General features: G+C 70.8%; 20 protein-coding genes. 13 read left to right on the top strand and 7 right to left on the bottom strand.

The features are described 5' to 3' along the window. Positions 1-6 precede the first annotated feature (6 nt). Positions 7-330 carry a preprotein translocase subunit YajC gene (gene yajC / locus DD542_RS11000; RefSeq protein WP_066159282.1) on the bottom strand — a complete coding sequence of 108 codons (324 nt, stop codon included), beginning with the start codon at positions 328-330 and terminating at the stop codon, positions 7-9. A gap of 144 nt (positions 331-474) precedes the next feature. Then, entirely contained in the window at positions 475-4068 is a 3594-nt protein-coding gene (locus tag DD542_RS10995) for an indolepyruvate ferredoxin oxidoreductase family protein (RefSeq protein ID WP_127805695.1), read from the bottom strand. Between the two features lie 180 nt (positions 4069-4248). On the opposite strand from DD542_RS10995, the gene DD542_RS10990 reads away from it, so the two are divergent. The 7 genes from DD542_RS10990 to DD542_RS10960 all read left to right on the top strand — a co-directional run bounded on the left by DD542_RS10990 (position 4249) and on the right by DD542_RS10960 (position 10001). Further along, positions 4249-4758 carry an Lrp/AsnC family transcriptional regulator gene (locus tag DD542_RS10990; RefSeq protein WP_079364851.1) on the top strand — a complete coding sequence of 170 codons (510 nt, stop codon included), beginning with the start codon at positions 4249-4251 and terminating at the stop codon, positions 4756-4758. A 200-nt stretch (positions 4759-4958) separates the two neighbouring features. Further along, the gene (locus DD542_RS10985; RefSeq protein ID WP_127805694.1) at positions 4959-5552 is read left to right on the top strand and encodes a hypothetical protein; all 594 of its coding nucleotides are present in this window, start codon (positions 4959-4961) and stop codon (positions 5550-5552) included. Between the two features lie 89 nt (positions 5553-5641). After that, positions 5642-6274, top strand: a complete 633-nt coding sequence (locus DD542_RS10980) for a hypothetical protein (protein ID WP_127805693.1) — start codon at positions 5642-5644, stop codon at positions 6272-6274. Further along, positions 6271-6723: a hypothetical protein gene (locus tag DD542_RS10975; RefSeq protein WP_127805692.1), complete on the top strand. Its 453-nt coding sequence runs from the start codon at positions 6271-6273 to the stop codon at positions 6721-6723. The genes DD542_RS10980 and DD542_RS10975 overlap by 4 nt, the downstream gene beginning before the upstream one ends. A gap of 9 nt (positions 6724-6732) precedes the next feature. Continuing rightward, on the top strand, positions 6733-7518 hold the full coding sequence (locus DD542_RS10970; protein ID WP_127805691.1) for a hypothetical protein: 786 nt from the start codon (positions 6733-6735) through the stop codon (positions 7516-7518). Further along, the gene (locus DD542_RS10965; RefSeq protein WP_127805690.1) at positions 7515-9467 is read left to right on the top strand and encodes an SdrD B-like domain-containing protein; all 1953 of its coding nucleotides are present in this window, start codon (positions 7515-7517) and stop codon (positions 9465-9467) included. Before DD542_RS10970 ends, DD542_RS10965 begins: the two co-directional genes overlap by 4 nt. A gap of 54 nt (positions 9468-9521) precedes the next feature. Beyond that, complete coding sequence (locus DD542_RS10960; protein ID WP_127805689.1) at positions 9522-10001, top strand: hypothetical protein; 480 nt, start codon at positions 9522-9524, stop codon at positions 9999-10001. A 9-nt stretch (positions 10002-10010) separates the two neighbouring features. Here DD542_RS10960 and DD542_RS10955 read toward each other — a convergent pair whose 3' ends face one another. Then, positions 10011-11228 (bottom strand): MltA domain-containing protein, encoded by a 1218-nt coding sequence (locus tag DD542_RS10955; RefSeq protein ID WP_127805688.1) that lies wholly within the window; start codon positions 11226-11228, stop codon positions 10011-10013. On the opposite strand from DD542_RS10955, the gene DD542_RS23570 reads away from it, so the two are divergent. Next, positions 11161-11301, top strand: a complete 141-nt coding sequence (locus DD542_RS23570) for a hypothetical protein (protein WP_164868308.1) — start codon at positions 11161-11163, stop codon at positions 11299-11301. The genes DD542_RS10955 and DD542_RS23570 overlap by 68 nt on opposite strands. Before the next feature lie 3 nt (positions 11302-11304). On the opposite strand, the gene DD542_RS10950 is transcribed toward DD542_RS23570, so the two are convergent. Genes DD542_RS10950 through DD542_RS10935 form a run of 4 tightly spaced genes read right to left on the bottom strand, consistent with a single transcriptional unit; the run spans position 11305 to position 18992 of the window. Next, positions 11305-11943 (bottom strand): response regulator, encoded by a 639-nt coding sequence (locus tag DD542_RS10950; RefSeq protein ID WP_066159312.1) that lies wholly within the window; start codon positions 11941-11943, stop codon positions 11305-11307. A gap of 42 nt (positions 11944-11985) precedes the next feature. Further along, positions 11986-13983 carry a PAS domain S-box protein gene (locus tag DD542_RS10945; protein WP_127805687.1) on the bottom strand — a complete coding sequence of 666 codons (1998 nt, stop codon included), beginning with the start codon at positions 13981-13983 and terminating at the stop codon, positions 11986-11988. Between the two features lie 4 nt (positions 13984-13987). Next, complete coding sequence (locus DD542_RS10940; RefSeq protein WP_127805686.1) at positions 13988-14794, bottom strand: carbon-nitrogen hydrolase family protein; 807 nt, start codon at positions 14792-14794, stop codon at positions 13988-13990. Positions 14795-14822: 28 nt separating this feature from the next. Beyond that, complete coding sequence (locus DD542_RS10935; RefSeq protein ID WP_127805685.1) at positions 14823-18992, bottom strand: YhdP family protein; 4170 nt, start codon at positions 18990-18992, stop codon at positions 14823-14825. A 14-nt stretch (positions 18993-19006) separates the two neighbouring features. On the opposite strand from DD542_RS10935, the gene glnE reads away from it, so the two are divergent. The 5 genes from glnE (at position 19007) to DD542_RS10910 (ending at position 26399) form a co-directional block, all read left to right on the top strand. Then, entirely contained in the window at positions 19007-21796 is a 2790-nt protein-coding gene (gene glnE, locus DD542_RS10930) for a bifunctional [glutamate--ammonia ligase]-adenylyl-L-tyrosine phosphorylase/[glutamate--ammonia-ligase] adenylyltransferase (protein ID WP_127805684.1), read from the top strand. 482 nt (positions 21797-22278) lie between these two features. After that, complete coding sequence (locus DD542_RS10925) at positions 22279-23697, top strand: FAD-dependent oxidoreductase (protein WP_127805683.1); 1419 nt, start codon at positions 22279-22281, stop codon at positions 23695-23697. Beyond that, a complete protein-coding gene (locus DD542_RS10920) occupies positions 23694-24503 on the top strand; it encodes a DUF1365 domain-containing protein (protein ID WP_127805682.1) in 810 nt (269 codons plus the stop codon). The genes DD542_RS10925 and DD542_RS10920 overlap by 4 nt, the downstream gene beginning before the upstream one ends. A gap of 20 nt (positions 24504-24523) precedes the next feature. Continuing rightward, positions 24524-25816, top strand: coding sequence for a cyclopropane-fatty-acyl-phospholipid synthase family protein (locus tag DD542_RS10915; RefSeq protein WP_127805681.1), 1293 nt, complete (start codon positions 24524-24526; stop codon positions 25814-25816). 16 nt (positions 25817-25832) lie between these two features. Beyond that, a complete protein-coding gene (locus DD542_RS10910; protein ID WP_241559751.1) occupies positions 25833-26399 on the top strand; it encodes a chalcone isomerase family protein in 567 nt (188 codons plus the stop codon). The last annotated feature ends 3 nt before the right edge of the window (positions 26400-26402 follow it).

The following is a 26402-nucleotide window of genomic DNA, read 5'->3' as shown; positions in this document are numbered from 1 at the left end:
GGCTGGTTACTTGATGGTTCCCTTGGGCAGCACCTGGACAACCGCCGTGCGCTGCATCTGGACTTCCATGCCGTCGGCGAGTTCCACGCCGATGTAGGTTTCACCGATCTTGGACACCTTGCCCAGGAAGCCACCGGCGGTCACGATCTCGTCGCCCTTGGCCAGCGCTTCGATCATGGCCTTGTGCTCTTTCTGGCGCTTCATCTGGGGCCGGATCATCACGAAATACAGCACCACGAACATCAGCACCAGGGGCAGCATGCTGATCAGGGTGCTCTGGGTGTCACCGGCGCCAGCGGCGGCCTGGGCATAAGCAGAAGAAATGAACACGGGACGGTCTCCAACGAAAAGGTCAGGGGACAAACCGAAGGCCCGGCGGGCGCACCCAGCCGGGCCTTGCGGCGGAACCGGTCATTGTAAGTCGCGGTCTCCCCCGGCCGGCGACCGGGGGATTGGCCGGACGAGGGGTCTGGCTCAGGCGGCCCGGCTGCGTGGCGCGCCGGCGGTGCTCTCGCGCCACTGGGCCAGCAGCTGCTCGCGCCGGGTCTGCACAGCCGCCAGGTGCCGGGCCTTGACGTGGCCGAAGCCGCGGATCTGCTCGGGCAGGCGCGCGACCTCCAGCACCAGGGCATGGGAGTCGGCGTTGAGACCGGCCAGCAGGCCCTCGATGTCGGCGCGGTACTGCACGATCAGCTCGCGCTCGGTGCGGCGCTCCTCGGTGCGGCCGAACACATCCAGCGCGGTGCCACGCAGGCCCTTGAAGCGGGCCAGCACCGACATGGCCTTGAGCATCCAGGGGCCATAGGTCTGCTTGATCAGCTCGCCCTTGTCGTTCGTCTTCGCGAACAGCGGCGGCGCCAGGTGCAGCTGCAAGCGATAGTCGCCCTCGAACTGCTCGGCGATCTGCGCCCGGAAGGCCGGGTCGGTGTGCAGGCGGGCCACCTCGTACTCGTCCTTGTAGGCCATCAGCTTGAACAGGTAGCGCGCCACCGCCTCGGTCAGCGAGGTCTTGCCCAGGCGGCTCTCGGCCTGGCGCACCTGCTCCACGAAGTCCTTGTAGGTCTGCGCGTAGGCGGCGTTCTGGTACGCGGTCAGGAAGTCCGCACGGCGGGCCACCAGTTCCTCGACGGTGTCGCGCTTCTTGAACTGGATCACCTGCGCCGGGGTGGCCGGCGCCAGCAGCGCGGCCATGGCCTGCGGGTCGTGGGCCGCGCGGCGGCCCCAGTCGAAGGCCTGCTTGTTCTTCTCCACCTGCACCGCGTTGAGCTCGATGGCGCGCATCAGCGACTCCAGCCCCAGCGGCACCCAGCCCTTCTGCCACGCGTAGCCCAGCATCATGGGGTTGGTGTAGATCGAGTCGCCCATAAGGCGCGTGGCGGCGGATTCGGCGTCGAAGCGACCGACCGCGGCATCGCCCAGGGCGGCGACCAGCGAGTCCACGCAGGCCTGCGCCGGGTTCTGCCACTGCGGGTTCTTCACAAACGCAGCCGTGGGGGTGGCGCTGGTGTTCAGGGCCACATGGCTGCGGCCCGCGCGCAGGCGCTGCAGCGTCTCCTTGCCGGCGGCCACGAGGGGATCGCAGCCGATCACCAGATCGGCCGAGGCCGTGCCCACGCGCGTGGTGCGGATGTGGTCCTGGCTGGCACCGATGAGCACATGGCTCCAGGTCGCGCCGCCCTTCTGCGCCAGGCCCGCCGCGTCCTGCGTGACGATGCCCCGGCCTTCGATGTGGGCGGCCATGCCCAGCAGCTGGCCGATGGTGATGACGCCCGTGCCCCCCACGCCGGCCACCACGATGCCCCAGGCCTCGTCGGTCAGCTGGGGCAGGCGCGGCAGCGGCGGCTCGGCGCCGGACCATGCCAGAGCCGCTCCCTTCTTGTCCTTCTTGCGCAGCTGGCCGCCCTGGACGGTGACGAAGCTGGGGCAGAAGCCCTTGACGCAGGAGAAGTCCTTGTTGCAGCTGCTCTGGTTGATGCGGCGCTTGCGACCGAATTCGGTTTCCAGCGGCTCGACGCTCAGGCAGTTGCTCTGCTCGCCACAGTCGCCGCAGCCCTCGCAGACCAGCTCGTTGATGACCACCCGCTTGTCGGGCTCGACCATGGTGCCGCGCTTGCGGCGGCGGCGCTTTTCGGTAGCGCAGGTCTGGTCGTAGATGATGACCGTGGTGCCCTTGATCTCGCGGAACTCGCGCTGCACCGCGTCCAGCGTGTCGCGGTGCTGGATCGCGATGCCGCTGGGCAGGCCCTGCACGGACGCGTACTTCTCCGGCTCGTCGGTGACGATGGTGATCTTCACCGCGCCCTCGGCGCGCATGCTCTGCGCGATCTGCACCACGCTGTGGCCCTCGGGCCGCTCGCCGACCTGCTGGCCGCCGGTCATCGCGACCGCGTCGTTGTAGAGGATCTTGTAGGTGATGTTCACGCCCGCGGCGATGCTCTGGCGCACCGCCAGCAGGCCGCTGTGGAAGTAGGTGCCGTCGCCCAGGTTGGCGAACATGTGCTGGTCGTTGCTGAAGGGCTGCTGACCGACCCAGGGCACGCCCTCGCCGCCCATCTGGGTGAAGCCCACGGTGGCGCGGTCCATCCAGATGGTCATGAAGTGGCAGCCGATGCCGGCCATGGCGCGCGAGCCCTCGGGCACGCGGGTCGAGGTGTTGTGCGGGCAGCCCGAGCAGAACCAGGGCTGGCGATTGGCGTCGGCCGAGGCGCCGGCCAGCAGGGTCTGGGTCGAGCGCTCCTGCGCGTCGAGGATGGCCAGCTGTGCGTCGATGCGGGCCTCGATGTCCGAGGGAATGCCCAGCTTCTTCAGGCGCCGCGCAATGGCGCGCGCGATCAGGGCCGGGTTCAGGTCGGCGTTCGCACGCAGCAGCTGGTGGCTGCTGGGGTTGGGGCGGCTCCACTCGCCGCCCGAGTAATCGCCTTCGACCTCGTCGAACTTGCCCAGCACGTTGGGGCGCACGTCCGGGCGCCAGTTGTAGAGCTCTTCCTTGAGCTGGTATTCGATGACCTGGCGCTTCTCTTCCACCACCAGAATCTCGCGCAGCCCGGTGGCGAACTCGCGCGTGATGCCCGCCTCCAGCGGCCACACCACGGCCACCTTGTGCAGGCGGATGCCCAGCTGGCGGCAGGTGGCGTCGTCCAGACCCAGGTCGAGCAGGGCCTGGCGCGTGTCGTTGAAGGCCTTGCCGCTGGCGATGATGCCGAAGCGGTCGTGCGGGCCGGCGATCACGTTGTGGTTGAGCTTGTTGGCGCGCACGTAGGCCAGCGCCGCGTACCACTTGTAGTCGAACAGCCGGGCCTCCTGGTCCAGCGCCGCGTCGGGCCAGCGGATGTGCAGGCCGCCCGGCGGCATGTCGAACTCGGGAATCACGATCTGCACCCGCTCGGGATCGATCATGGCGGTGGCGCTGGACTCGACGATCTCCTGGATCGTCTTCATGCCGGTCCACACGCCGCTGAAGCGGCTCATGGCAAACGCGTGCAGGCCGAGGTCGAGGATTTCCTGCACCGTGGACGGGAAGAACACCGGCAGGCCGCAGGCCTTGAAAATGTGGTCGCTCTGGTGCGCGGCGGTGGAGCTCTTGGCCACGTGGTCGTCACCGGCCACCGCGATCACGCCGCCCCAGGGCGTGGTGCCGGCCATGTTGGCGTGCTTGAACACGTCGGAGCAGCGGTCCACGCCCGGTCCCTTGCCGTACCAGATGCCGAACACGCCGTCGAACTTGTTGCTGCCCTTGGGCGCGAAGCCCAGCTGCTGCGTGCCCCACACGGCCGTGGCCGCCAGCTCTTCGTTGACCCCGGGCTGGAACACCACGTTTTGCTGCTTCAGGTAGGGCGCGGCCTTCTGCAGCGCCTGGTCGTAGCCGCCCAGCGGCGAGCCCCGGTAGCCGCTGACGAAGCCCGCGGTGTTCTTGCCGACCATGGCGTCGCGCTGGCGCTGCAGCATCGGCAGCTTCACCAGGGCCTGGACCCCGCTCATGAAGGCGGGCCCGTGGTCGAGGGCGTACTTGTCGTCCAGCGTGACGGTTTCGAGCGCGCGACGGATGTGCTCGGGCAGTGGGGCGTTCATCTTGTTGTCTCCTGCGGGGGTGGAAGTGCCCGCCTTGTGGGCGGATCGGTGACCAACAGACAGCCGGGTAGGCTGGTGCCAGTGTGCCGCTCAGTGTATGCCCCGGTCGCCGACAGGTGTTTGCTTTTCGTGCCCGGTTTTGCGATATTCAAGAAAGAGTCTTTCTCAAAATACGGATTCATGGAAACACTGGACAAGTTCGACCTGGCCATCCTGAACCAACTGCAGGCCGACGGCCGGCTGACCAACGCCGAGCTGGCCAGCCGGGTCGGGCTGTCGGCCGCGCCCTGCTGGCGCCGGGTGCGGGCGCTGGAGGAGGCCGGCTTCATCACCGGCTACCGGGCCGAGCTCAACCGCAGCAAGATCGGCCTGGGTGTGCTGGCCTTCGTGCGGCTGGACGCCGAACGCAACAGCGGCGACGCGCTGGGCCAGATGGAGAAGGCCATCCGGCAGATCCCGGAGATCGTCAGCTGCCACTACATCAGTGGCTCGGGCACCTTCGAGCTGCAGGTGGTGTGCCCCGACCTGGCCGAGTTCAGCCGCTTCGCGCGCGAGGTGCTGATCCACCTGCCCAACGTCAAGGACCTGCACACCAGCTTTTCGCTCGGGGAGGTCAAGGCCAGCAGCGCGCTGCCGCTGGGGCATCTTGTGAACCAAAGTGTCGGCTCGGCCAACCGATCCGAAACTTGAGCACTTTTTGATACCGCTTATCCCCTTGGTTTGACCGCTGGGTCGGGAATGGCGGCCAAGTCTTTGAAAAGTGTGACTTTTCCCCACCGTGTCTCTTGGCCCCAGGGGACAGGCTGCGTACAGTACGGCCTGCTCAGCAGCGGGACGATGGCATCAGAAAGTGTTCATCGGCGCTGCGCAACCCTGAAGAAGGAAACGTCGTGAACAAGTCCTCCCTGATCCTCAAGTCCGCCCTGGCTCTGGCCCTGGCCACCCCCCTGCTCGCATCGGCCGAGTCGCAGCTGACCATCGGCACCGGCGATGCCAACGCCCGCCTGGATTTCCGCATCGTGGTGCCGCGCGTGCTGTTCCTGGGTGTGGGCACCGGTGCGGCCGGCCTGACCACCAACACCACGGTGGATACGGTGACCTTCGACTACAGCAGCAACCCGTCGGCCATTGGCACCGGTAACCCCGCAGGCGCCATCACCGGCAACGTGGTGCCGGTGCGCGTGCTGGGCAACAACGGCCAGATCACCCTGACCGCCAACACCACCGGCGCCCTGACCAACGGCACCGCCGACACCATTGCCTGGTCCGAGATCACGGCCACCTCCAGCCTGGCGGCACTGCCCAGCCCGGCCATCCCCCTGACCGGCGCCGGCGTGGCCAGCAACGTCACCCTGTCGTCGGGCACCAAGATCACCGACCGCTCGGCCAACTGGACCTTCAGCTACGCCAACTCGGCCGTGGTCGCTCCGGGCACCTACGGCACCACCAACGGCCGCGTGACCTACACCGCGGCCATGCCCTGACCTTGCGCCGCCCGACCGCTGGCCGGCCTGCGCCGGCGGTCGCCCGCGCCCTGGTGTCCGCACCACCGGTGGCGGAACACGACACAGCCATGAAGACCGCCCCGCCCCCCTCCCTGCTGCGCCTGATCGGCGCCGGCCTGGTGGTATGCGCCGGGCTGCAGGCACTGCCCGCCCAGGCCTGGTCGCTGACCATCGCCGCGGCCTCGCGCCGGGTCTTCCTGCACGTCGGCAACGGCACCGCCGACGGCAACAGCGGCACGGTCAACCTGGTCAGCGCCGACCTCACCGCCGCCCAGCTGCTGTCGGGCGCGCCGCAGGCCATGACCAGCAACAGCACGCAGTCCGCCAGCCTCTACGGGGACCGCTACAGAACCTGCCCGACACCGTCCGCGCAGGTGATGATCGGCGCCTCCTACCGGCGCAGCAATCCCGGCAACGGGCCCGCCAGCGCCATGCTGCGCGTCACCTCGCCCGCCAGCCTGACCACCACTGCAGGCGACACCATCCCGTTCAACGAGATCAGCTGGACCGTCTCGGCGGCGGGCAGCGGCGTGCCCAACGTGATCCCGGCCGGGACCTTCAACGGTGGCACCCAGACCCTGACCACGATCCCGGCCAATACCTATATAGAGAACTGCCACACGTTCCGCTACGCCAACAGCGCCATCCGCGCGGCCGGCACCTACAACGGCCGGGTGACCTACACCCTGAGCAGCCCGTGAACACAAGTCTCCTGACCGGCCTGGTGCTGGCCCTGGCCTGCGCCTCCGCCAGCGCGGGCACCCACCGCCTGGACGACTCGCAGAGCCACACCACGCCGCCCACCGCGCAGATGGAGTGGCTGCCCCAGACCCCGGGCGACCGCGACGGCGGCATGGAAACCTGGGTCCGCGTGCACCTGCACATCGACACCCGCGACTGGGTGGGCCGCAGCGGGCGCATCTACATGGTGCTGCCGCTCGACCAGGCCTCATCCATCGAAGCCGTCTGGACCACCAACGGCCCGCTGCGCTCGGGCCGCCTGGTCTCGGGCGAGCGTGCACTGGTCTGGGCCGGCACCATCGGCGCCGACAGCCTGCGCGACCAGATGCAGGTGCGCCTGCGCTCCGGCCCCGACTGGCAGAGCGCCAGCCGCCGCCTGAACTTCCACTTCGAGTTCGACACCGACTGACCCGCCGACATGCGCCGCCTCGTTTCATTTTCCCTGCTCGTCCTGCTGCCCGCGATGGCCTGGGCCCAGGGCTTTGCCGCCTTCATCTCGCCGCCGCGCTTCGAGGTCCGGACCGCGGCCGGCCAGCCGCTGCGCCAGGTGCTCGAAATCCAGCACGTCGGCCGCGCCGCCGGCAACTACCGCATCTACACCAACGACTGGACGCTCGATGCCGACCACCAGGTCGCGTTCACGAACGAGCTGGCCCCGGACAGCTGCCGCCCCTGGGTGGCGATCGAACGGCGCGAGCTGACCCTGCAGCCCGGGGCCCGCTACCGCTACCGATTCGAGATCGCCCCGCCGGCCGGCACCCCGCCGCGCGAGTGCCGCTTCGCCATCATGGTCGAGGGCCTGGAGGCCGCCAAGGTCGAGGGCGCGGTGAGCTTCCCCGTGGGCGGGCGCATCGGCGTCATCGTCTACGCCGCCATCGGCGACGTGGCGCCGGCCCTGTCGATCGCCGGCACCGAGACTGTCCAGGCCAACGGCCAGCCCACCGCCACCGTGCGGGTGCGCAACACCGGCACCGCCACCGGCCGGGTCGAGGGTTTCCTGGACGCCACCGACGCTGCCGGCCAGAGCGCCGAGATGTCGCCCGCCGACCTGCCCATCCTGCCCGGCGAGACCCGCCGCATCGCCCTCGCGCCGGTGGCGGTCGACGGCAAGAACGCACCCACGCTGCGTTTTCCGATCAAGGTCCGGGGCCAGCTGGAATCCGGCAAGAACAAGCTGCCGCTGGACGCGAGCTTCGCCCCATGATCCGGGGAGGTTGGCTGCTGGCCGGCGCCCTGGCACTGGGCGCGGCGCAGGCGCAGGCGCAGAACGCGGCCAACGCCCCCGCTCCCGCGCCCTACGAGGACCGGATCATTGAGGGCCTGGCGCCACTGGCCGACGAGAACGACGGCCAGAACGACTACGACCGCGGCGGCTGGCCGCGCTACCTGCGCCTGGAGACCCGGCTTGGCAACCAGTCCTTTGACGCCTCGCGCCGCACCCGCCTGGCCTACGCCCTGGAAGGCCTGATCGAAACCCCCAACCACGGCATGCTGTCGATGGACGGCAGCGTCTCGCCCAGCCCGCGCGAATACACCCTGACGCTGCGCCAGCGCGCACTGCCGCTGCCCGGCGGCTGGACCGGCGACCACGATCTGGGCGTGATCACCGCCCCCGGCACCGACCTGTCGCGCCTGCCCTCGCGCGTGCTGCTCCCGAGCACCCAGCTGCGCGGGCTCAGCGGCCAGTGGGAACACACGGGACAGGGGCTGCAGCTGCTGGCCGCGGGCGGTGAGCCCGGCCAGCTCACCAGCCAGCCGGTGACCGGATTCCAGGGCCTGGGCGGACGGCGCCACCTGGCTGGCGCGCAGTGGCGCAGCCCCGGCGCGCGCGCCACCGAGCCGGACGGCTGGACGCTCGCCCTGCAGCACGAACGCGCCACCGATGTGCTCACCAGCGCCACGCTGGACAACCCCTCGGGACGCACCGACGCCGACGCCAGCCACCTCGCCCTGCGGCGGGACAGCGCCAGCCACCGCAGCCAGGCCCAGCTGGTGAGCAGCCGCACCGGCGCGGGCGGCGTGAGCGCCCAGGGCGTCTGGGTGGACAGCGAATGGGACGAGGGCCCGCGCCAGCACGGCCTGAGCCTGTACCGGCTCGACCCCGGTCTGAGCTGGGCCGCGCAGGCCATGCCCTCGGACGTGCAGGGCGCCACCCTGCGCAGCCAGTGGCGCACCCGCCAGTGGTCGGCAGAAGCCTCCTACGACTGGCTGCGCTCGGTCAGCGGGCGGGTGGGCAACGGCAGCTACGCCTCGGCCAGCGCGCGCTGGCGCATCGACCGGGACAACCAGTTCAGCGTCGGTGCCGCATTGCGCCGTTTCGACGGCCAGGCCTGGAACAGCTTCGCCGACTGGCGCCGCACCAACGACTGGGGCCAGAGCGGATGGCGACTCGAACTGGCCGGCGGCGCCGACCTCCAGGGCCCCGCGCGGGTGCTGAGCTACGACCAGGAATGGGCCGTGCCACTGGGCTGGACCCTGTCGTCCACCCTGGGCATGGGCCGCTACGCCGCCAACCAGGACAGCGACAACTTCTGGTCCGGTGCGCTCGCGCTGCAGGCTCCGCTGAGCAACGGTGCCGACCTGCGCGGCCAGCTCGGCACCGAGCGGCGCGACAACGGCCAGCAGCGCCACAACCTGAACCTGGGCGCCCAGTGGCGCCTGAATCGCCACTGGAGCATCAGCGGCCAGTACACCCGCGCAATCGGTCAGACGCCGGAGCGCCGGCCGCTGGACCCGCTGGCCCCTCTGCCCACGGAAACAACCACCGGCAACAGCGACCGCAGCTTCCTGGTGGTGCTGCGCTACGAAACCGACGCCGGCAGCCGCAGCGTCCCGCTGGGCGGCCGGCCCCAGGAGGGCGGTGGCCGCATCGAAGGCATCGTGTATTTCGACGACAACGCCAGCGGCACGCAGGACGCCAACGAGACCGGGGTGCCTGGCGTCACGGTCGCGCTGGACAACCGGTATGCGGTGCGCACCGACGCCCAGGGCCGCTTCAGCTTCCCCTTCGTGGCCTCCGGCCCGCGCACGGTGAGTGTGCGCAACGACACCCTGCCCCTGCCGTGGAGCGTGGTTGACGACGGGCAGGTCACGATCGACCTGCGCCTGCGCGAGACCACCCGCCTGAGCCTGCCGGTGCAGCGGCCCCGCTGACACCGCACGTCGGCAAGGGGTCAAGTCCGCGCCCGGAGCGCCGATACAGCGGGCATGAAGCCCGCACACCGCCTCCTGTCCGCCCTGGCTGTCGGCCTGGGCCTGGTGCTGGCCCCCGCGGCCAGCCAGGGGGAAGCGCAACTCACGACCCTGGCGCCCGCCACCAGCGGGGCACTGGATTTCCGCATCGTCGTGCCACCCGTCATGCGGGTGCTCGAAAACAGCCACCCGTCGCAACTCACCAGCGGCGCCGACGGCTTGCTCAGCGGCCAGCAGCGCCTGGTGGTGCTCTCGAACATGAAGCGGGGCTTCTGCGTCACCTTGCGGCTGCGCTCACCGGATGTCGACCAGTGGCAGGTGCGCGCCGCCCCCGAATCCGGTGTCACGCTGCAGGCGGCGGGCCAGGCCTACCGCCTGTGCAGCGACCGCCCGGGGCGCTACACCATGGTGTTGCAACACCAGTTCGGCCCGTCGGCCCATGTCCCCGGTGCCGGTCAGGACTGGCCGGTGCAGACCGACATCACCACCCTCTGAAACCCGCTGTCAGCGCGGCCAGAGCACCCACATCTGCAGCGGCTGCTTGAGCCGCGAGGCCAGCTGGTAGGGCGCGTCGCCCCAGCCCCCCCAGCCGGTGAACAGGTCGGCGCGCACGGCGCCGGTGATGGCGCCGCCCGTGTCCTGCGCCATCACCAGGCGCTGCTGGTTGAAGACCACCCCTTTGGAGGCCAGCCAGACCGGCGTGCCGTAGGGGATGCTCTGCGGATCGACGGCGATCGAGCGGCCCGGTGTCAGCGGCACGCCCTGCGCCCCGGCGGGGCCGAAGCGGGCGTTGAGCTCGGTCAGGCGCACCTCGCGGAAGAACACGGTGCGCGGGTTGCTCCAGAGCATCTCGTTGAGCCGGCCGGGGTTCTGCGCGGCCCAGGCGCGGATGCCCTCCCAGTTGCCTTCGCGGATCTCGCGCCGGTCCAGCAGCCACTTGCCCACGCTCTGGTAGGGGTGGCCGTTGTGCGCCGCGAAAGCCACGCGGACCTGCTTGACCGTCCCGTCGGGCTCCTTGATGTTCAGCCGGCCCGAGCCCTGGATCTGCAGCACCAGGGCGTCGATCGGGTCGGACAGCCAGGCGATGACGCGCCCCCGGAGCGCGGCCTGCGCCGCGGGCAGGGTGTCGATCTCCTGCCGGGTGTACCAGGGCGGCTCGTTGCCGCCCAGGCGCACGCCGACCGGCGGCGCGTACACCGGCACGCGGTGGCTGAAGGTGGTGGCGCGCGAGGCCTCCAGCACCGGTTCGTAATAACCGGTGAGCAGCCCCTGCGGCGCGCTGCCGTCGGGCTCGACCACGCGGTAGGGCTGGAAGCGGCTTTCGATCCAGGCCTGCTGCTCGGTGGTGCCGGCCATGATCAGCGGCCGCACCTCGGCGCACAGCGGCGCCTGCACCGGCGAGGGCTTCTCGCAGCCGCGCACCCAGGCGCCCCAGACCTCGTGCAGGCTGTCCAGGCCCCAGCCGGGCAGGTCGCTCCAGCGCACCGGCACCCAGCGGCTGGCCGGCTGCTGGATGGCCGGCGGCAGGCTGCCGTCGGCCGGGCGGGCGCCCGGCGCGGGCGCCGAGGGCGGCACCTCGACGGTGGTGCAGGCGGCCAGGCTGCCTACAATCAGCGCCGTCGTCCACCGAACCAGTGCGCTCCGGCCCCTGTCCATGACCCTGTTGCTGCTCGAAGCGCTCGCTGCGCTGGTACTGCTGATCTTCATCGTGTGGTGGACCATGTTCTCGGGTCGGAAAAACGGGGAACTGCCCGAGGAGCGCAAGGCCGAGAGGCCCGATCCGCGGGACGACTGAGCCTCAGCGCGCCCCCAGCTGGCGCAGCGCGTTGGCCAGTTCGACGGCCGACTTCACGCCCATCTTGTCGAACACGCGCGAGCGGTGGACCTCCACCGTGCGCACGCTGATGTTCAGCCGGTCGGCCACCAGCTTGTTGGGCAGGCCTTCGATCACCAGGTCCATCACGTCGCGTTCGCGCTCGGTCAGGCTGTCCAGGCGCTGCTGCACGCTGCGCTGTGCGCGCCGCCCCTCCTGCACCTGGGCCGACAGCGCCAGCGCCTGCTCGACGCGGTCGACCAGGGCGTTGTCGGAAAACGGTTTCTCGCAGAAGTCGAAGGCGCCGCGCTTGACGGCGTCGACGGCGGTCGGCACGTCGGCATGGCCGGAGAGGAAGATCACCGGCATGGCCGCCTGCCAGGGCAGCGCCAACAGCTGCTCGAACAGCGCCAGGCCGCTGGTGCCGGGCATGCGCACGTCCAGCAGCAGGCAGCAGGGCACGGAGGGTTCGGACGACCAGCGGGTGATCTCGGCCAGGAAGGCGTCGGCGCTGTCGTAGCGCTCGCTGAGCAGGCGCCGCGTGCGCAGCAGCCAGGCCAGCGCATCGCGCACGCCCGCATCGTCGTCGACGATGAACACCTTGGCGTCGGGATGCTGGGTCATGGGCGGGATGATAGCGACCCGCGCAGCGGCGGAGGGTGAGGGTTACACCCCCGGCAGCGTGAAGCGGAAGACCGTGCCGCGCGGCTGGGCCGGCTCGAAGGTCAGGGCGCCGCCGTGCTGCTCGATCACGGTGCGGCACAGCGACAGGCCCAGGCCCATGCCCTCGGCCTTGGTGGTGAAGAAGGGCGTGAACAGCTTCTCGCGCACCTCGTCGCTCAGCCCCTTCCCGTGGTCGGTGACCGCAAACTCGACCCAGGACTTGCGCAGCGGTTCGCCATCGGCGGACTGCGCGCGGCGCGGCGCGATGTGGATCTGGATGCTGCGCAGGCCCGAGGCCAGCGGCGGATCGCCCTCCGGCATCGCCTGCATGCCGTTGCGCGCCAGGTTCAGCAGCACCTGCTCGACCATGGTGCGGTCGCACAGCACCGCCGGACAACCGGGCGCGATGCGGGTCTCCACCCGGATGCCCAGTTTCTTGGCCTGCAGGCCCAGCAGCGGCAGGATGGCCTCCAGCAGGTCGGCCGGCGCCACCGCCTCGCGCACCTGTTCGCGCCGCCGCACGAAGTCGGCCACGCTCTTGATGACGCGGCCGGCGCGTTCGGCCTGTTCGCTCACGCGCTGCATGGCCTGGCGCAGCAGATCGGGCGGTGCATCGGCGTCGTCCAGCAGATTGAGCGAGCCGCTGGCGTAGCTGGCGATGGCGGCCAGCGGCTGGTTCAGTTCGTGGCTCAGCAGCGAGGCCATCTCGCCGACGGTGGCCAGGCGCGCGGTGGCCTGCAGCCGCTCCTGCGAGGCGCGGTTGAGCTCCTCGACGCGGCGCTGCTCGCTCAGGTCGAGGATGGCGCTCATGAAGCCGGTCTGCGTACCCTGGGCATCGATCAGCGGCGCCTCGATGATCAGCACCGGAAAGCGCGTGCCGTCCTTGCGCTGGAACACCGATTCATAGCCCTCGCGCGGGAGCACCTGGCCGGCCAGTCGCACCGCCTGGCGCTGCTGGTACTCGTTCACCAGCTCGGGTGGCCACCAGGGCGCGGGCAGGCCCGAGCCGATCAGCTCGCTGGCGGAGAAGCCCACCATCTGGCAGAACGCGGGGTTCACATAGGTCACGCGGCCGTTCATGTCGCGCGCGCGCAACCCGGTCACCAGCGAGTTCTCCATCGCCTTGCGGAAGGCCAGTGCCTCGGCCACCTCGGTCTCGGCGCGCTGGCGCCGCCGCATGTCGCGCCCCAGCAGCACCAGCACCGCCAGCAGGGCCAGCGAGAGCGCACCCACCACCGCCGTCAGCACGTTGGGGAACAGGCCGACGACCCTGCGCGGGCTCTCCAGCCGCAGCATCAGCGTGTGGCCCGGCAGGTCCAGCAGGGCGCTGGCCACCTGCAGGCTGCGGCTGCCCGAGACGGTGCTGTGCAGCGCCAGCCGGGTGCCATCGACCTCGGTGAAGGCCAGGCCGCGGTTGCGCAGCAGCGCCTTGTTGGTCAGCTCCGACAACAGGCCGGGCAGGGCGTAGGTCGCCACCAGGTAGCCTTCGGCTGCGCCGGCGCGCACGACCGGCAGGCACATCTCCATCAGCTCCATGCCCAGGCCGCTGCTCATGGGCCAGAAGTAGCTGGGCGAGAAGGAGGGGCCGGACACCCGCTGGGCGCTCTCGCAGGCCTGGCGCACGTCGGGCAGGGCCTGGGTGCGCGCCATCTGCCCGTACAGGTCGGACACATAGGACGAGTCGCGCTCGGCCAGCAGCCGCAGACCGGCGTCGCGCCACTCCAGCCGCACCAGTTCGCGGTGCTGCTCCAGCAGCTCGGCGGCCGGGTCCTGCCACGAGGCGGCTGTGGGGGCCACGCTGTGCAGCGCCTGCAGGGTCTGCACGTTGCGCACCAGTCCACTGCGAATGTCGCCTGCCAGTGCGGCGGCGTCGCGCTCCAGCGCCTCCTGGTCGCGCGATTCCTCGTACTCGGCGGCCAGGAACACCAGCACGCCCAGCAGCAGCACCACCAGCAGCAGCAGCGCGCCCCACAGCAGCCATCGCCGCGGCGGTCGTTTCATAGGCTCACAGCCTGCGGTGCTGGAGGGACGGCAGCTGTTCGCGCACGCTGCGCAGGCGTTCAAGGTCGATGTCGGCCAGCACCACGCCCGGGCCTTCGGCCTGCATCGCCATCACCTGGCCCCAGGGGTCGATCACCATGCTGTGGCCCCAGGTGCGGCGGCCGTTCTCGTGCACGCCACCCTGGGCGCTGGCGATCACATAGGCCTGGTTCTCGATCGCGCGGGCGCGCAGCAGCACCTCCCAGTGCGCCTGGCCGGTGGTGTGGGTGAAGGCGGCGGGCACCAGCAGCAGGTCGGCGGCGAGCATGCGGTAGAGCTCGCCGAAGCGCAGGTCGTAGCAGACGCTCATGCCGATCCGCCAGTGTTCGCCGTGGCGCGTGGGCATCTCGAAGGAGACCGGCGTGTCGCCGGCCCGCAGCACCGCCGCCTCGTCGTAGGCCTCGCGGCCGTTGTCGTAGCGGAACAGGTGGATCTTGTCGTAGCGGGTGACGCAGTGGCCCTTGTGGTCGTAGACCAGCGAGGCGTTGGCCGCGTGCGCGGGGTCGTCGGTGGCCATGGGCAGCGTGCCGCCGACGATCCACAGCTTGAGTTCGCGCGCCGCGTCGGATAGGAAGTCCTGCACCGTTCCCAGGCCGGTCTGTTCGGCCAGCAGCAGCTTGTCGGTGTCGTGCTGGCCCATGAAGCAGAAGTACTCGGGCAGCACCGCGAGTTCGGCGCCGGCGCGGGCGGCCTGGTCGAGCAGGGCGCGCGCGGCGCTGAGGTTGGCGTCCAGGCTGATGCCCGAGACCATCTGGATGGCGGCGACTTTCATGGGTGCTCCTTGGTGTCGGTGTGCGTTTTTACTTCTTTTCGATCTTCTCGACCTTGGGGTCGGCCCAGCCGCCGCTGATGTGGAACTGCTGGGTGGTGGCCGACTGCAGCGGTTCGCGCAGCAGGAACTGGGCCAGGAAGGTGCCCAGGCCGATGGCGGGGTTGATGGCGGTGGCGATCAGCGAGGCGGTGCCGGCGTTGAGTTCGGGCACCACCACCACCTTGAGGTCCTGCTGCTCGCGCACGATGTCGGCGCTGCCTTCCATCAGCACGGCCGCGTTCACGCCCTTCATCTGCAGGTTGTTGGTGGTCGCCACGCCCTGGGCAATCTTGGCGTCGCCGCGCACGAAGTCGAACGCGAAGCCTTCGGAGAACACGTCGCGGAAGTCCAGCGTCAGCCGCCGCGGCAGGGCCTGCAGGCTCAGCACGCCCAGCAGCTTGGCCGCGCCCGGCTCGACCTTGAGGAACTGGCCGGTCTCGAAGTTGGCCGCCATCTCGCCCGAGAGGCTGGGGTAGTCCAGCGTGAAGGGCGAACCGAGCCAGCCGATCTCGCCCTCGATGTGGCCGCTGCCACCGCGCACCACGCCCGCACGGCCGAAGCGCGTCAGCAGCTGGCCCGCGTCGTCCACATCCAGCCGGAAGTCCAGCCGGGTGCGGCGCGCGGCACCCTCGTCCCCGGTGGCCGCCCAGTTGCCGCTGGCGATCAGCCGCGCCTCGGGCACACGCACGTTGAGCTTGTTCAGGCGCCATTCCCGGTTGCGTCCCACGCCGCGGTTGACAGCCTGGATGTCCACCAGCCCGAGCTGGCGGCCCGAGAGCACCAGGTTCTCTACCGTGATGTCCAGCGCCGGCACGCTGCTGGGCTGCTGCAGCAGCTGCTCGACATCGGCCGCGGCGCTGGGCGCCAGGTCCAGCCGCGCCAGCCGCGCGTAGACGCTGCCGGCGCTGCCGCCCGCCGCCTGGCGGTATTCGACATAGCCGTTGAGCTCGTCGGCGTCGACGTTGGCGCGCCACTGCGTGCCCTCGCGCGAGCCGCCCAGCACCACGTTGTTGAAGCTGCGGCCGTCGACATCCACCTGGCCGGCGCGCACCGCCAGCACGGTGGGCAGGTAGTTCAGGCTGGCCGCCTGGGCCGTCGGCGCGGTCGTGCCCGCGCTGGTGCTACGCACGTCGACGCCGCTGGCCTCGCTGAACACGCGCTCCCAGGCGTCCACGTCGATGCGGGCAAAGCGCAGGTTGGCCGCCACGCCCTGCAGCGGCAGCGGCGCGGCCTCACCCGCCTGCAGACCCACGCCCAGGCTGCCGCGCAGCACCCGTGCCTCGGTCCCGGTGACGTCGCGCTCGTACTGCAGCGACAGCAGGGGCTGCGCCGCGGGGCCGATCTCGACCGCCAGCCGGTCGGTGCGGGCCACCTCGCCAGCACCCTCGGGCGCCACCCCCACCACAGCGTTGTCGTAGCGCAGCGGCAGGCTATCCTCGGCCTTCTTGGAAAGCGGTGCCGGCAGGTCCACCGCCAGGCCCTGCAGCGAGCTGGTCACGCTGATCTCCGGCGCACCGCCCCGGAAGCCCAGCCGCGCGGTGTAGGCCGCGCTGCCGCTGGCGCTGGCGAACAGGCGCGAGACAAAACCCAGCCCGCCATCGCGCAGCCCTTCGGCGGTGGCGCTGCCCTGGCCGCGGAATTCCACCTTGGCCACGCCGCGCGGGTCGGGCTGCAGGCCGCCTTCCAGCACCACGTCGCCGCCATACAGGCGGGCGCGGGCGTCGGCCAGCCGGAAGCCGCGCTCGGTGAAGGAGATGCTGCCGCTGCTGCGCTCCAGCAAGGGCGCATCGGGCGTGATGCGCAGGTCGTTGCCACCCAGCTGCACGCTGCCCTGCAGCGCGAAGTCCTCGATCTTCTCAAGGGGCAGCTGCAGCTTGAACGACACCCCGGCATTGCCGGTGCCCGTGGCCCTGGACAGGGCGCCGGAGAGCAAGCCGTCGAGCGGCGAGGTCTGCACGAAGCGCAGCACCTCGGCGGCCGGCCCCTGGGTGCGCGCGCCGACCTCGACCCGCGGCGAGCCCATGAGGTCGGGGATCAGCACCTCACCCTCGCCCAGCCGCACCTGCGGCAGGCCCTCGACCCCGGCGCTGAGCCCGCTGAGTTTCAGCGAGGCCTTTTCGAGCACCAGCTGGCCATTGACCGCCTTGAGCGCCGGCCAGGCCGGTGCGCCCTCGTCCTGCAGGTAGGGCGGCAGGTAGGCAAAGTCGACGCCCTTGAGCGCCGCGGTGATGCGGAACTCGCCGTCGGCGCCGGCCTGGTGGAAGGGCAGGTCCCAGAGGTCGCCGCGCACGCGGAACTCGACGCGGTCGGACGCCCCCCCGCGGATCGCCTCGCGCACGTAGCGGCGCGCGTCGGTGCCCACCGACAGCGGCATGTAGCGGTGCACCTGGGCGGCGTCGGCGCGGGTGAGGGTGGTGCTGAGGTCGAGCACGCCGGGGAAGCGGGACTTGGCGTTGCTGCGCGCCGGATCGGCCGTGGTCCAGTGCAGGCGGCCGGTGCCGGCGGCGTCGGCGTTGGCCAGGCGCATGTTGTCCAGCCAGACCTCGATGCGCTCACCCGAGACGCTCCAGCGGGCGTCGGCCTGGAGGCTGCTCAGGGGGATCTGCGGTTGCTCGAACATGCCCGGCAGCTCCAGCGCGCCATCGGTGATCGAGACGCGCGCGGTGCCACCGCCCTGGTGGAAGTCGAAGTCGGCGCTGGCGCCCGCCACGCCAGGCCGGCCCAGTTCAGGGTAGGGCCCGTAGGCCGACATGCGGCCGCTGGGCTGGCCGGCCAGCGCCAGGCCGCTGACCCGCCCCCTGGCCTTGTAGGCGGTGACGGCCGGCGCCGGCGGCGGCTGGCCCGCGGCCGCCGCGGGCACCACCGGCTGCTGCCAGCGCGCCGACAGGCCCTGCACCTGACCGGCCGGGCGCAGGCTGGTGAGCAGGTCGCGGCTGGCCTGGGGCAGGGGCACGCGCGTGGCCAGCGCGGCCAGCGCCGCCAGGTCCAGGCGGTCGGCCTCGACGGTGGTCGTCGCGCTGGCATTCGCGCCGCGGGACAGGCCGTTGTCGTGCGCCAGCCGCAGCTTGCTGGCGGGCCAGTCCAGGCCGTCCTGGGTGCGGAAGCTCAGGTCGTCGCTGGCCACCTGGAAGCCCTGGGCGCCCCAGCTGGCCACCACCCGGCCATCGACCCGCTCCAGCGCCAGCTCCGGCAGCTGTTCGCCCAGCCGCGTGGCGACCTCGCGCAGACCCATGTCGACGGTGGCGCCGGCCACCTGGCCGCGCTCGACATCGGCCCAGGCGCGCAGGCGGCCCTGGCCGGCGCGCACCTCGACGCCCCATTCGGACAGGTCGACATAGGCCCTCAGGCGCGAGACATCGACCGCCGGGAAATCGCCGTAGACCTCACCGCTCCAGTTGTGCCAGGGCGCCTGGTTCGGCGGCTGCGGCCCCAGGTCCAGCAGGGGTTCGCGCATCTGCGCCATCAGGCTGAAGGTCTGTCCCCACTCGGGCGGCGGTGTCGCATCCAGCCGCAGCAGGTGGCTGCGCACCCGGTTGCGGGCCACGAAGCTCAGCTGGTTCAGGGCCAGCGGGGGCTGGCCCTTGAGTTCGTCGGTCCAGCGCACCGTGCCGCCCCGGATCACGAACTCGGACTGCGAGAAGAACCAGTCCGCGGCGCGGTGGTCGCCGGTCTGCGGCCCCGAAAAATCCAGGCCGGCGATTTCGATGCGGCCCTGGGGCGTGCGGCGGATGTCGAGCACCGGCGCCTCGATCAGCAGCTGCTCGAAGCCCAGGCGCCAGAGCGAGGTGACCGACACCGCCGCCCGCACCTTGGGCAGCCGGAGGGCCTCACGGCCCTGGGGGTCGAGCAGACGCACGTCGCTGAGTTCGAGCGTCGGCACCAGGCGCAGCAGGAAGCCGGCGCGGGCACTGGCGTCGCCCTGCGATTCGGCGCGGATGGCACCCACCTGGACAGGTACCCCCACCGCCGCACTGGCCCAGCGCTCCAGGTCGGGGCGCCATTCGCCGATTCGCGGCACAATCCAAAAATGCAAGGTGCCCCAGGTGAGTGCGAACAGGAGCCAGACCGTCAGCACCATCCACAGCAACAGCCGAGTGATCGCCGACCAGGTCTTCTGGGTTCTTGAGGCAGGGGCGGCTGGGGCCGGGCTTTGATTCATATCCAACGCAAATTATGACGGTCAGCCCTCTCGACGGTTCCGCAGCGTCGGTTTCTCCTTTGTCGCCAAATGTGAACCCCGCCGACACCCCGCTGCCGCCCCGGCTGGCCGAGCACTCTCGCTTTGTGCAACGGGTGCGCCGCCGCTACGAGAACGAGCTGGCCTGCCTGCCGCCGGGCCCGCCGGTCAAGGCGGCCATGAACACCTGCCTGGCCACCCTCACCGGCCGCGGCCTGCCCATGCCCGCCGCCCTGCGCGTGCTGCGCCAGCTGGTGATGGAGCGGCTGGTGGTGCTGGACTGCGAAGAGGGTGCGTCCCTGCAGGACATCACCCGCGCAGTGACCGAGCTGGCCGAGCTGGCGCTGGACCAGGCCTGCCGGCTGGCGTTTGCCGACCTGGACGATCTGCACGGTGCGCCGCTGGACGAGAACGGCCAGCGCGCCCAGCTCTGGGTGATCGGCATGGGCAAGCTCGGCGCGCGCGAGCTGAACGTTTCCAGCGACATCGACCTCATCTATGTGTACGACGCCGACGGCGAAACCGCCGGCAACACGGCGGGCCGCAACCGCATCAGCAACCACGAGTACTTCGGCAAGGCGGTCAAGCACATCTACAACACGGTGGGCGAGACCACCGAACACGGCCAGGTGTTCCGGGTCGACCTGGCGCTGCGGCCCAACGGCAACTCGGGGCCGGCCGCGGTGTCGCTGGGCGCGCTGGAGGAGTACTTCCTGGTGCAGGGCCGCGAGTGGGAGCGTTTCGCCTGGCTCAAGAGCCGCGTCGTCGCGCCGGCCGCCTGCATCGCCGACAAGAGCGCCAGCGCACTGCGCGGGGCCGTGCTGCCATTCGTGTTCCGCAAGTACCTGGACTACAACGTCTTCGATTCGCTGCGCACCCTGCACCGCCAGATCCGCGACCACGCGTCCAAGCGCGCCGCCGGCAACCCGGGCCGGGCCAACGATGTCAAGCTCTCGCGCGGCGGCATCCGCGAGATCGAGTTCACCGTACAGTTGCTGCAGGTGGTGCGCGGGGGCCAGTTCCCCGAACTGCGCACCCGCCCCACGCTGGACGCGCTGCAGCGCGTGGCCAAGGCCGGCCTGATGCCGCGCGCCACCGCCGACGCGCTGGCCGCGGCCTACGACTTCCTGCGCAAGGTCGAACACCGCATCCAGTACCTGGACGACCAGCAGACCCACCTGATCCCCACCCGCGACGACGACCTGGCCTGGATCGCCGCCACCCTGGGCTTCCCCGACATGTGCGCCTTCCTGTGCGCGCTGGACGCCCACCGCGAGACCGTGGCCCACGAGTTCGACATCCTGCTGGGCGGCGCGCCCGGCGGCGGCTGCAACGGCAAGGGCTGCAACAAGAACGGCTCGCGCGGCGCCGTGGAAGACCTGCAGGGCGTGATGGCCGGGCTGCCCGAGGCCTTCGCCGCCAAGGTCGCGCAGTGGTGCGAGCACCCGCGGGTGCTGGCGCTGCGCGAGGACGCCCGCCTGCGCCTGGTGCGCCTGGTGCAGCGCACCGGTGCCTGGCTCGACGAAGGGCGTGTCAACGAACAGGCCGCGCTGCGCCTGGCCGACTGGATCGAGCCGCTGCTGCGCCGCGAGAGCTACCTGGCCCTGCTGCAGGAGCGGCCCTCGGTGCACGAGCGGCTGCTGCGCATCCTGGGCGCGGCCAAGTGGCCCGCGCGCTACCTGCTCAAGCACCCGGGCGTGATCGACGAGCTGGCCGGGCGCCAGCTGATGGAAGAACGCTTTGACGCCGCCCAGTTCGAGGCCGACCTCGAAGACCGCCGCACCGCGCTGCGCCGCACCGGCGAGGACGACGAGGAAGAGCTGCTGAACCTGCTGCGCCGCGCCCACCACGCCGAGGTGTTCCGCACCCTGGCGCGCGACATCGAGGGCGTGCTGACGGTGGAGCAGGTGGCCGACGACCTGTCGGCCCTGGCCGATGCGGTGCTGCGCGTGACCGCGCGCTGGTGCTGGGCGCGGCTGAAGAACCGCCACCGCGAGGAGCCGGCCTTCGCCATCATTGGTTACGGCAAGCTCGGCGGCAAGGAGCTGGGCTATGGCAGCGACCTGGACATCGTGTTCGTCTACGAGGACGAGGACGAGAACGCCAGCGAGATCTACGCCGCCTTCGTGCGCAAGCTGATCAACTGGCTGCAGGTCAAGACCGGTGAGGGCGACCTGTTCGAGATCGACACCGCGCTGCGGCCCAACGGCAACTCGGGCCTGCTGGTGACCAGCTTCACGGCGTACGAGAACTACCAGCGCGGCCGTGGCAGCAACACCGCCTGGACCTGGGAACACCAGGCCATGACGCGTGCGCGCTTCGTGATGGGCATGGCCGGTCTGGAGCCGCGCTTCGACGACGTGCGCGAGGCGGTCATCACCGCCGAACGCGACCGCACGGCGCTGGCGCAGGAAATCACCGCCATGCGCGAGAAGGTGCGCAGCGCCCACCCGGTGCGCGGCGAGCAGTTCGACGTCAAGCACAGCCCGGGCGGCATGGTCGATGTGGAGTTCGTGGTGCAGTACCTGGTGCTGGCGCATTCGGGCGAACACCCGGAACTGCGCGGCAACCTGGGCAACATCGCGCTGCTGCAGCGCGCCGAGGCCGTGGGCCTGCTGCCCAAGGGCGTGGGCCAGGAAGCCGCCGACGCCTACCGCGAGCTGCGTGCCATCCAGCACCGCGCGCGGCTGGACGAGGCGCCCCCGCAGATCGGCGCCGACGCGGCCGCCGGCATGGCGGCCGCGGTGCAGGCACTCTGGCGCCACGCGCTGGGCAAGACGGCATAGCCCCAGCGCTCCGCCGCTGCGCGGGTCGCTGCACCACGAGGGGGCGCAAACTCAGCCTGGGGCGGCCCGGCGCTGAGTTCCCTGGCCCCACGCTCCGCCGCTGCGCGGGCCATTCCGACCGATAACCATGCTCCCTTCATGGGTGTTGAAAAGAATGTTTCGGCTGTTTTGTGACTGATCAGTCACAATAAAACCAAGCAGTTCATTTTGGTACACCAGCCACCGGAGGGCACATGGTCATCCACCCGCGGAACTTTTCCGCCACGAATCCTCTCAATGCTTTCACGATGGCGCCAAAGTTGGTGCTGTCGGATGTTCAGGTTTTTGCACTGCGAAGCCTTCCGCCGATCGCGGCGGATGAAATCCCGAGGCGCTTCTCCTCCTCCTCCCTCCCTCCCTCCTTCGCGTCGGGGCGCTTCGCAGGCTTTTCTTCTTCCCCCCTCCGCCGCCCCCAGCGGGTGGCGGCTCGTCTGGGCTGAGCCATGTACTCGGTCCCCACCCCCTCCCCGATCGGCGGTGCGCCCGCGAATCCTCCGCAGCGCCCGCGCGTGGCCATCGTCGGCTCCGGCATCTCCGGCCTTGCAGCCGCCCACACCCTCAGCGGCCTGGCCGATCTGACCCTGTTCGAGGCCGGCGACTACTTCGGCGGCCACACCCACACGGTGGACGTGACCCTGCCCGACCCCCTGGGCCGCCCGACCACCTTCGGCGTCGACACCGGTTTTCTCGTCCTGAACGAGCGCACCTACCCCAACCTGCTGGCGCTGTTCGACCAGCTGCAGGTGCCGGTGGCACCGTCCGACATGTCGTTCTCGGTCCAGGCGCCGGGCGCCGGGCCACGCGGCTCGACGCTGGAATGGAGCGGCAGCGACATCTCCACCGTGTTCGCCCAGCGCGAAAACCTGGGCAACGCCCGCTTCTGGCGCATGCTGGCGGACATCGTCCGTTTCAACCGCCTGACCACCCGACTGGCCAAGCGCGGCGACGACCTCGGCGCCGACAGCCCGCTGCTGGAACCGCTGGGCGATTTTCTGGAGCGCCACCGCTTCTCGGCCGCCTTCCACGACTGGTACTTCCTGCCCATGATGGGCTGCATCTGGAGCTGCCCGACCGACCAGATGCTGCGCTTCCCGGTCGCGACCATGGTGCGCTTCTGCCACAACCACGGCCTGATCCAGGTGACCAACCGGCCGCAGTGGTACACGGTGGCCGGCGGTGCGCGGCAGTACGTGGAAAAAATCGTCGCCCGTATTCCCGACCGGCGCCTGAACACCCCCGTGCAGCAGGTGCTGCGCGACGCCCAGGGCGTGCGCGTGGTGAGCGAAGGCCGGGTCGAGCGCTTCGACGCCATCGTCATGGCCTGCCACAGCGACCAGGCGCTGGCCATCCTGGGCGAGGCCGCCACGCCCGAAGAGCGTGCGGCCCTGGGCGCGGTGCGCTACCAGCCCAACCGCGCGGTGCTGCACACCGACGCCTCGGTGCTGCCGCAGCGCGAGAAGGCCTGGGCGGCCTGGAACTACGAGGCCGGCGGCGCCGGTGACGAGCCGCGGGTCTGCCTGCACTACCTGATCAACCTGCTGCAGCCGCTGCCGCTGAAGACCCCGGTGATCGTCTCGCTCAACCCGCAGCGCGCCATCGACCCGGCCACCGTGATCGGCGAATACGAGTACGCCCACCCGGTGTTCGACCTGGCCGCCATCCGCGCCCAGAAGGCCATGGTCGACCTGCAGGGCCGGCACGACACCTTCTACGCCGGCGCCTGGATGGGCTACGGCTTCCACGAAGACGGCCTCAAGGCCGGCCTGCGCGCCGCGCGCGAACTCATCATGGCCCACGACCTGCTGCCGCAGCGCAGCGCCACCGAGACCCGCGACGCCGCGCTGCCGGGAGTGTTTGCATGAACACAGTCGTCGGGAGCGCCGTGAGCGCTGCGCAAACCCTGGTCGGCTTCGGCCAGGTGCGCCACGCCCGCTCGCGCCCGAAGGCGCACGCCTTCGCCTACCCGACCTTCTTCCTGATGCTGCCGCTGCGCAGCCTTCGGAAAAACGGCCCCGGCGCGCTCGCACGCAACCGCTGGGCAGCACTGGCCTTCCACGACCGCGACCACGGCGACGGCCGCGACGACTGCCTGGCCTGGCTCGACGGCCTGCTGGCCGAGCACGGCATCGGCGACGCGGGCGGCGAGGTCTGGCTGCACACCTACCCGCGCGTGCTGGGCTACGTGTTCAAGCCGGTGAGCTTCTGGTACTGCCACCGCTCCGACGGCACGCTGCGCGCGGTGGTCGCCGAGGTCAACAACACCTTCGGCGAACGCCACTGCTACCTGCTGGACGCGCCGCGCCACGGCGTGCCGGTCACCGCCGACAAGGTCTTCCACGTCTCGCCCTTCGCACCGGTGCGCGGCGAGTACCGCTTCGTCTTCATGCGCACGCAGCACGGCGGCGAGGACCGCACCGTGGTGCGCATCGACTTCCACGACGAGCCGGGCGCCGACGCCCTGATCCGCACCAGCGTCAGCGGCACGCTGCAGCCGCTGGACACCGCGAGCGCACGGCGCGCGCTCTGGGGCCACCCGCTGATGACGCTGGGCGTGATCGCCCGCATCCACTGGCAGGCCCTGCGCCTGTGGCTCAAGCAGGCGCCCTTTTTCCGCCAGCCCGCCGCACCGGCGGACTTCGTGACCCCGGGCCACCCGGCCTCCCGCTGACCCTTGCCTTCCGACACGACATGAACAGCACCACCGCCCCGCAGAGCGCCGGCCTCTCCCTGCCCCGCCACGCCCCGGCCGCCGCCCGCACCACGCTGCAGCTGCTGCAGCGCCTGCGCCACGGCTCGCTCACGCTGCAGCTGCCCGACGGCACGGTGCAGCGCTTCGGTGGCGGCGCCGGGCCGCTGGCGGAGATGCCCACCGCAGGGCCGCCCCAAGGTGGACAAGCCCCCTCGGGGGGCAGCGACCCGGTTCACCGGCGGAGCGTGGGGGCCACGATGCGGCTGACCAACTGGAACGTGTTCAGCGCCGCGCTGAAATCTGGCGACATCGGCTTCGCCGAGAGCTACATCGCCGGCGACTGGAGCACGCCGCAGCTGGCCGACCTGCTGCGCCTGCTGATCGCCAACCGCGAGGCGCTGGAAGACGTGGTCTACGGCTCGTGGATCGGCCGCCTGGCCTACCGCCTGCGCCACCTGCTCAACCGCAACAGCAAGGCCAACAGCCGCAAGAACATCCACGCCCACTACGACCTGGGCAACGCCTTCTACGGTCTCTGGCTGGACGAGACCTGGAACTACTCGTCGGCGCTGTACGAGCAGCCGGGCCAGGACATGGTGGACGCGCAGCACGCCAAGGTGCGGCGCGCCCTGCGCATGGCCGGCGTGCAGCCCGGCCACCGCGTGCTGGAGATCGGCTGCGGCTGGGGCGCGCTGGCCGAGAAGGCGATCACCGAGTTCGGCGCCTCGGTGACCGGCGTGACGCTGTCGACCGAACAGCTGGCGTTCGCGCAGCGGCGCAACCCGGGCGCCGACCTGCGGCTGCAGGACTACCGCGACATCGGCGACGCCCCTTTCGATGCCATCTGCTCCATCGAGATGGTCGAGGCCGTGGGCCGCGAGTACTGGGACACCTATTTCAATACCGTCGCGCGCCTGCTCAAGCCGGGTGGCCGGGCCTGCATCCAGAGCATCACCATCCGCGACGACCTGTTCGACCGCTACGTCGCCGGCACCGACTTCATCCAGCAGTACATCTTCCCGGGTGGCTGCCTGCCCAGCCCCTCGCAGTTCCGCGCCGCGGCCGAACGCGCCGGCCTGCAGGTGGTGGACCAGTTCCACTTCGGCCCCGACTACGCGCAGACGCTGCGGGTCTGGCGCCAGCAGTTCCTGCTGAACCAGGAGCGCGTGCTGCAGCAAGGCTTCGATCAGCGCTTCCTGCGCACCTGGGAGTTCTACCTCGCCTACTGCGAGGCCGCTTTCGACGAAGGCAACACCGACGTCGTGCAGTTCACCCTGCGCCAACCCGACTGATCCGGGAGGACCGGCCGTGCGACACCAACTGCCCCAGCGCGCCTTCACCGTGGTGGCCATCACCGCGGCACTGTGGCTGCCCCTGGCCGCCCCGGTGCACGCCAACACGCCGGCCGAGGCGGCCGAGGCCGCGCTTGCCGGCAAGGCGCCGCGCGGGCAGTCGCTGTTCCGCTACTGGGGCTTCGAGGTCTATGTCGCCACGCTCTACACAACGCCAGCGTTCCGGCCCGAGGGCTTCGAGCAGCAGCGCCTGGCGCTGGAGCTGCAGTACCGGCGCGCCTTCAAGGGCGCCGACATCGCCCAGCGTTCGATCGACGAGATGCAGGACATCGCCCCGCTGGCACCCGCCCAGGCCGCCGAGTGGAAGGCCGCCATGGAGCGTGTGTTTCCCGACGTGGCACCCGGCGACCGGCTGATGGGTGTGCACCTGCCCGGCCGGGGCGCGCACTTCTACTACAACGGCCGCCTGCGCGGCGTGGTCGACGACGCGGTGTTCGCCGAGCGTTTCTTCGGCATCTGGCTCTCGCCCCGCACCTCGCAGCCCCGGCTGCGCGAGGCCCTGATCGCCGGCGCCGCACGCTGAGCC

This window comes from Hydrogenophaga sp. NH-16 (assembly GCF_004006415.1).
Taxonomy (GTDB): Bacteria; Pseudomonadota; Gammaproteobacteria; order Burkholderiales; family Burkholderiaceae_C; genus Hydrogenophaga; species Hydrogenophaga pseudoflava.
The sequence above is the reverse complement of the archived record's forward strand: the minus strand, read 5'-3'. Positions and strand labels throughout refer to the sequence as shown.

What these genes read in the sequence shown, in the direction of transcription:
- DD542_RS10965 (WP_127805690.1), top strand. Translation starts at nt 7,515, where the DNA reads ATGATCCGGGGAGGTTGGCTGCTGGCCGGCGCCCTGGCACTGGGCGCG.
- DD542_RS10940 (WP_127805686.1), bottom strand. Translation starts at nt 14,794, where the DNA reads ATGAAAGTCGCCGCCATCCAGATGGTCTCGGGCATCAGCCTGGACGCC.
- DD542_RS10995 (WP_127805695.1), bottom strand. Translation starts at nt 4,068, where the DNA reads ATGAACGCCCCACTGCCCGAGCACATCCGTCGCGCGCTCGAAACCGTC.
- DD542_RS10925 (WP_127805683.1), top strand. Translation starts at nt 22,279, where the DNA reads ATGTACTCGGTCCCCACCCCCTCCCCGATCGGCGGTGCGCCCGCGAAT.
- DD542_RS10960 (WP_127805689.1), top strand. Translation starts at nt 9,522, where the DNA reads ATGAAGCCCGCACACCGCCTCCTGTCCGCCCTGGCTGTCGGCCTGGGC.
- glnE (WP_127805684.1), top strand. Translation starts at nt 19,007, where the DNA reads ATGACGGTCAGCCCTCTCGACGGTTCCGCAGCGTCGGTTTCTCCTTTG.
- DD542_RS10945 (WP_127805687.1), bottom strand. Translation starts at nt 13,983, where the DNA reads ATGAAACGACCGCCGCGGCGATGGCTGCTGTGGGGCGCGCTGCTGCTG.
- DD542_RS10915 (WP_127805681.1), top strand. Translation starts at nt 24,524, where the DNA reads ATGAACAGCACCACCGCCCCGCAGAGCGCCGGCCTCTCCCTGCCCCGC.
- DD542_RS10980 (WP_127805693.1), top strand. Translation starts at nt 5,642, where the DNA reads ATGAAGACCGCCCCGCCCCCCTCCCTGCTGCGCCTGATCGGCGCCGGC.
- DD542_RS10955 (WP_127805688.1), bottom strand. Translation starts at nt 11,228, where the DNA reads ATGGTCCACCACACGATGAAGATCAGCAGTACCAGCGCAGCGAGCGCT.
- DD542_RS10970 (WP_127805691.1), top strand. Translation starts at nt 6,733, where the DNA reads ATGCGCCGCCTCGTTTCATTTTCCCTGCTCGTCCTGCTGCCCGCGATG.
- DD542_RS10950 (WP_066159312.1), bottom strand. Translation starts at nt 11,943, where the DNA reads ATGACCCAGCATCCCGACGCCAAGGTGTTCATCGTCGACGACGATGCG.
- DD542_RS23570 (WP_164868308.1), top strand. Translation starts at nt 11,161, where the DNA reads ATGACCCTGTTGCTGCTCGAAGCGCTCGCTGCGCTGGTACTGCTGATC.
- DD542_RS10990 (WP_079364851.1), top strand. Translation starts at nt 4,249, where the DNA reads ATGGAAACACTGGACAAGTTCGACCTGGCCATCCTGAACCAACTGCAG.
- DD542_RS10920 (WP_127805682.1), top strand. Translation starts at nt 23,694, where the DNA reads ATGAACACAGTCGTCGGGAGCGCCGTGAGCGCTGCGCAAACCCTGGTC.
- DD542_RS10935 (WP_127805685.1), bottom strand. Translation starts at nt 18,992, where the DNA reads ATGAATCAAAGCCCGGCCCCAGCCGCCCCTGCCTCAAGAACCCAGAAG.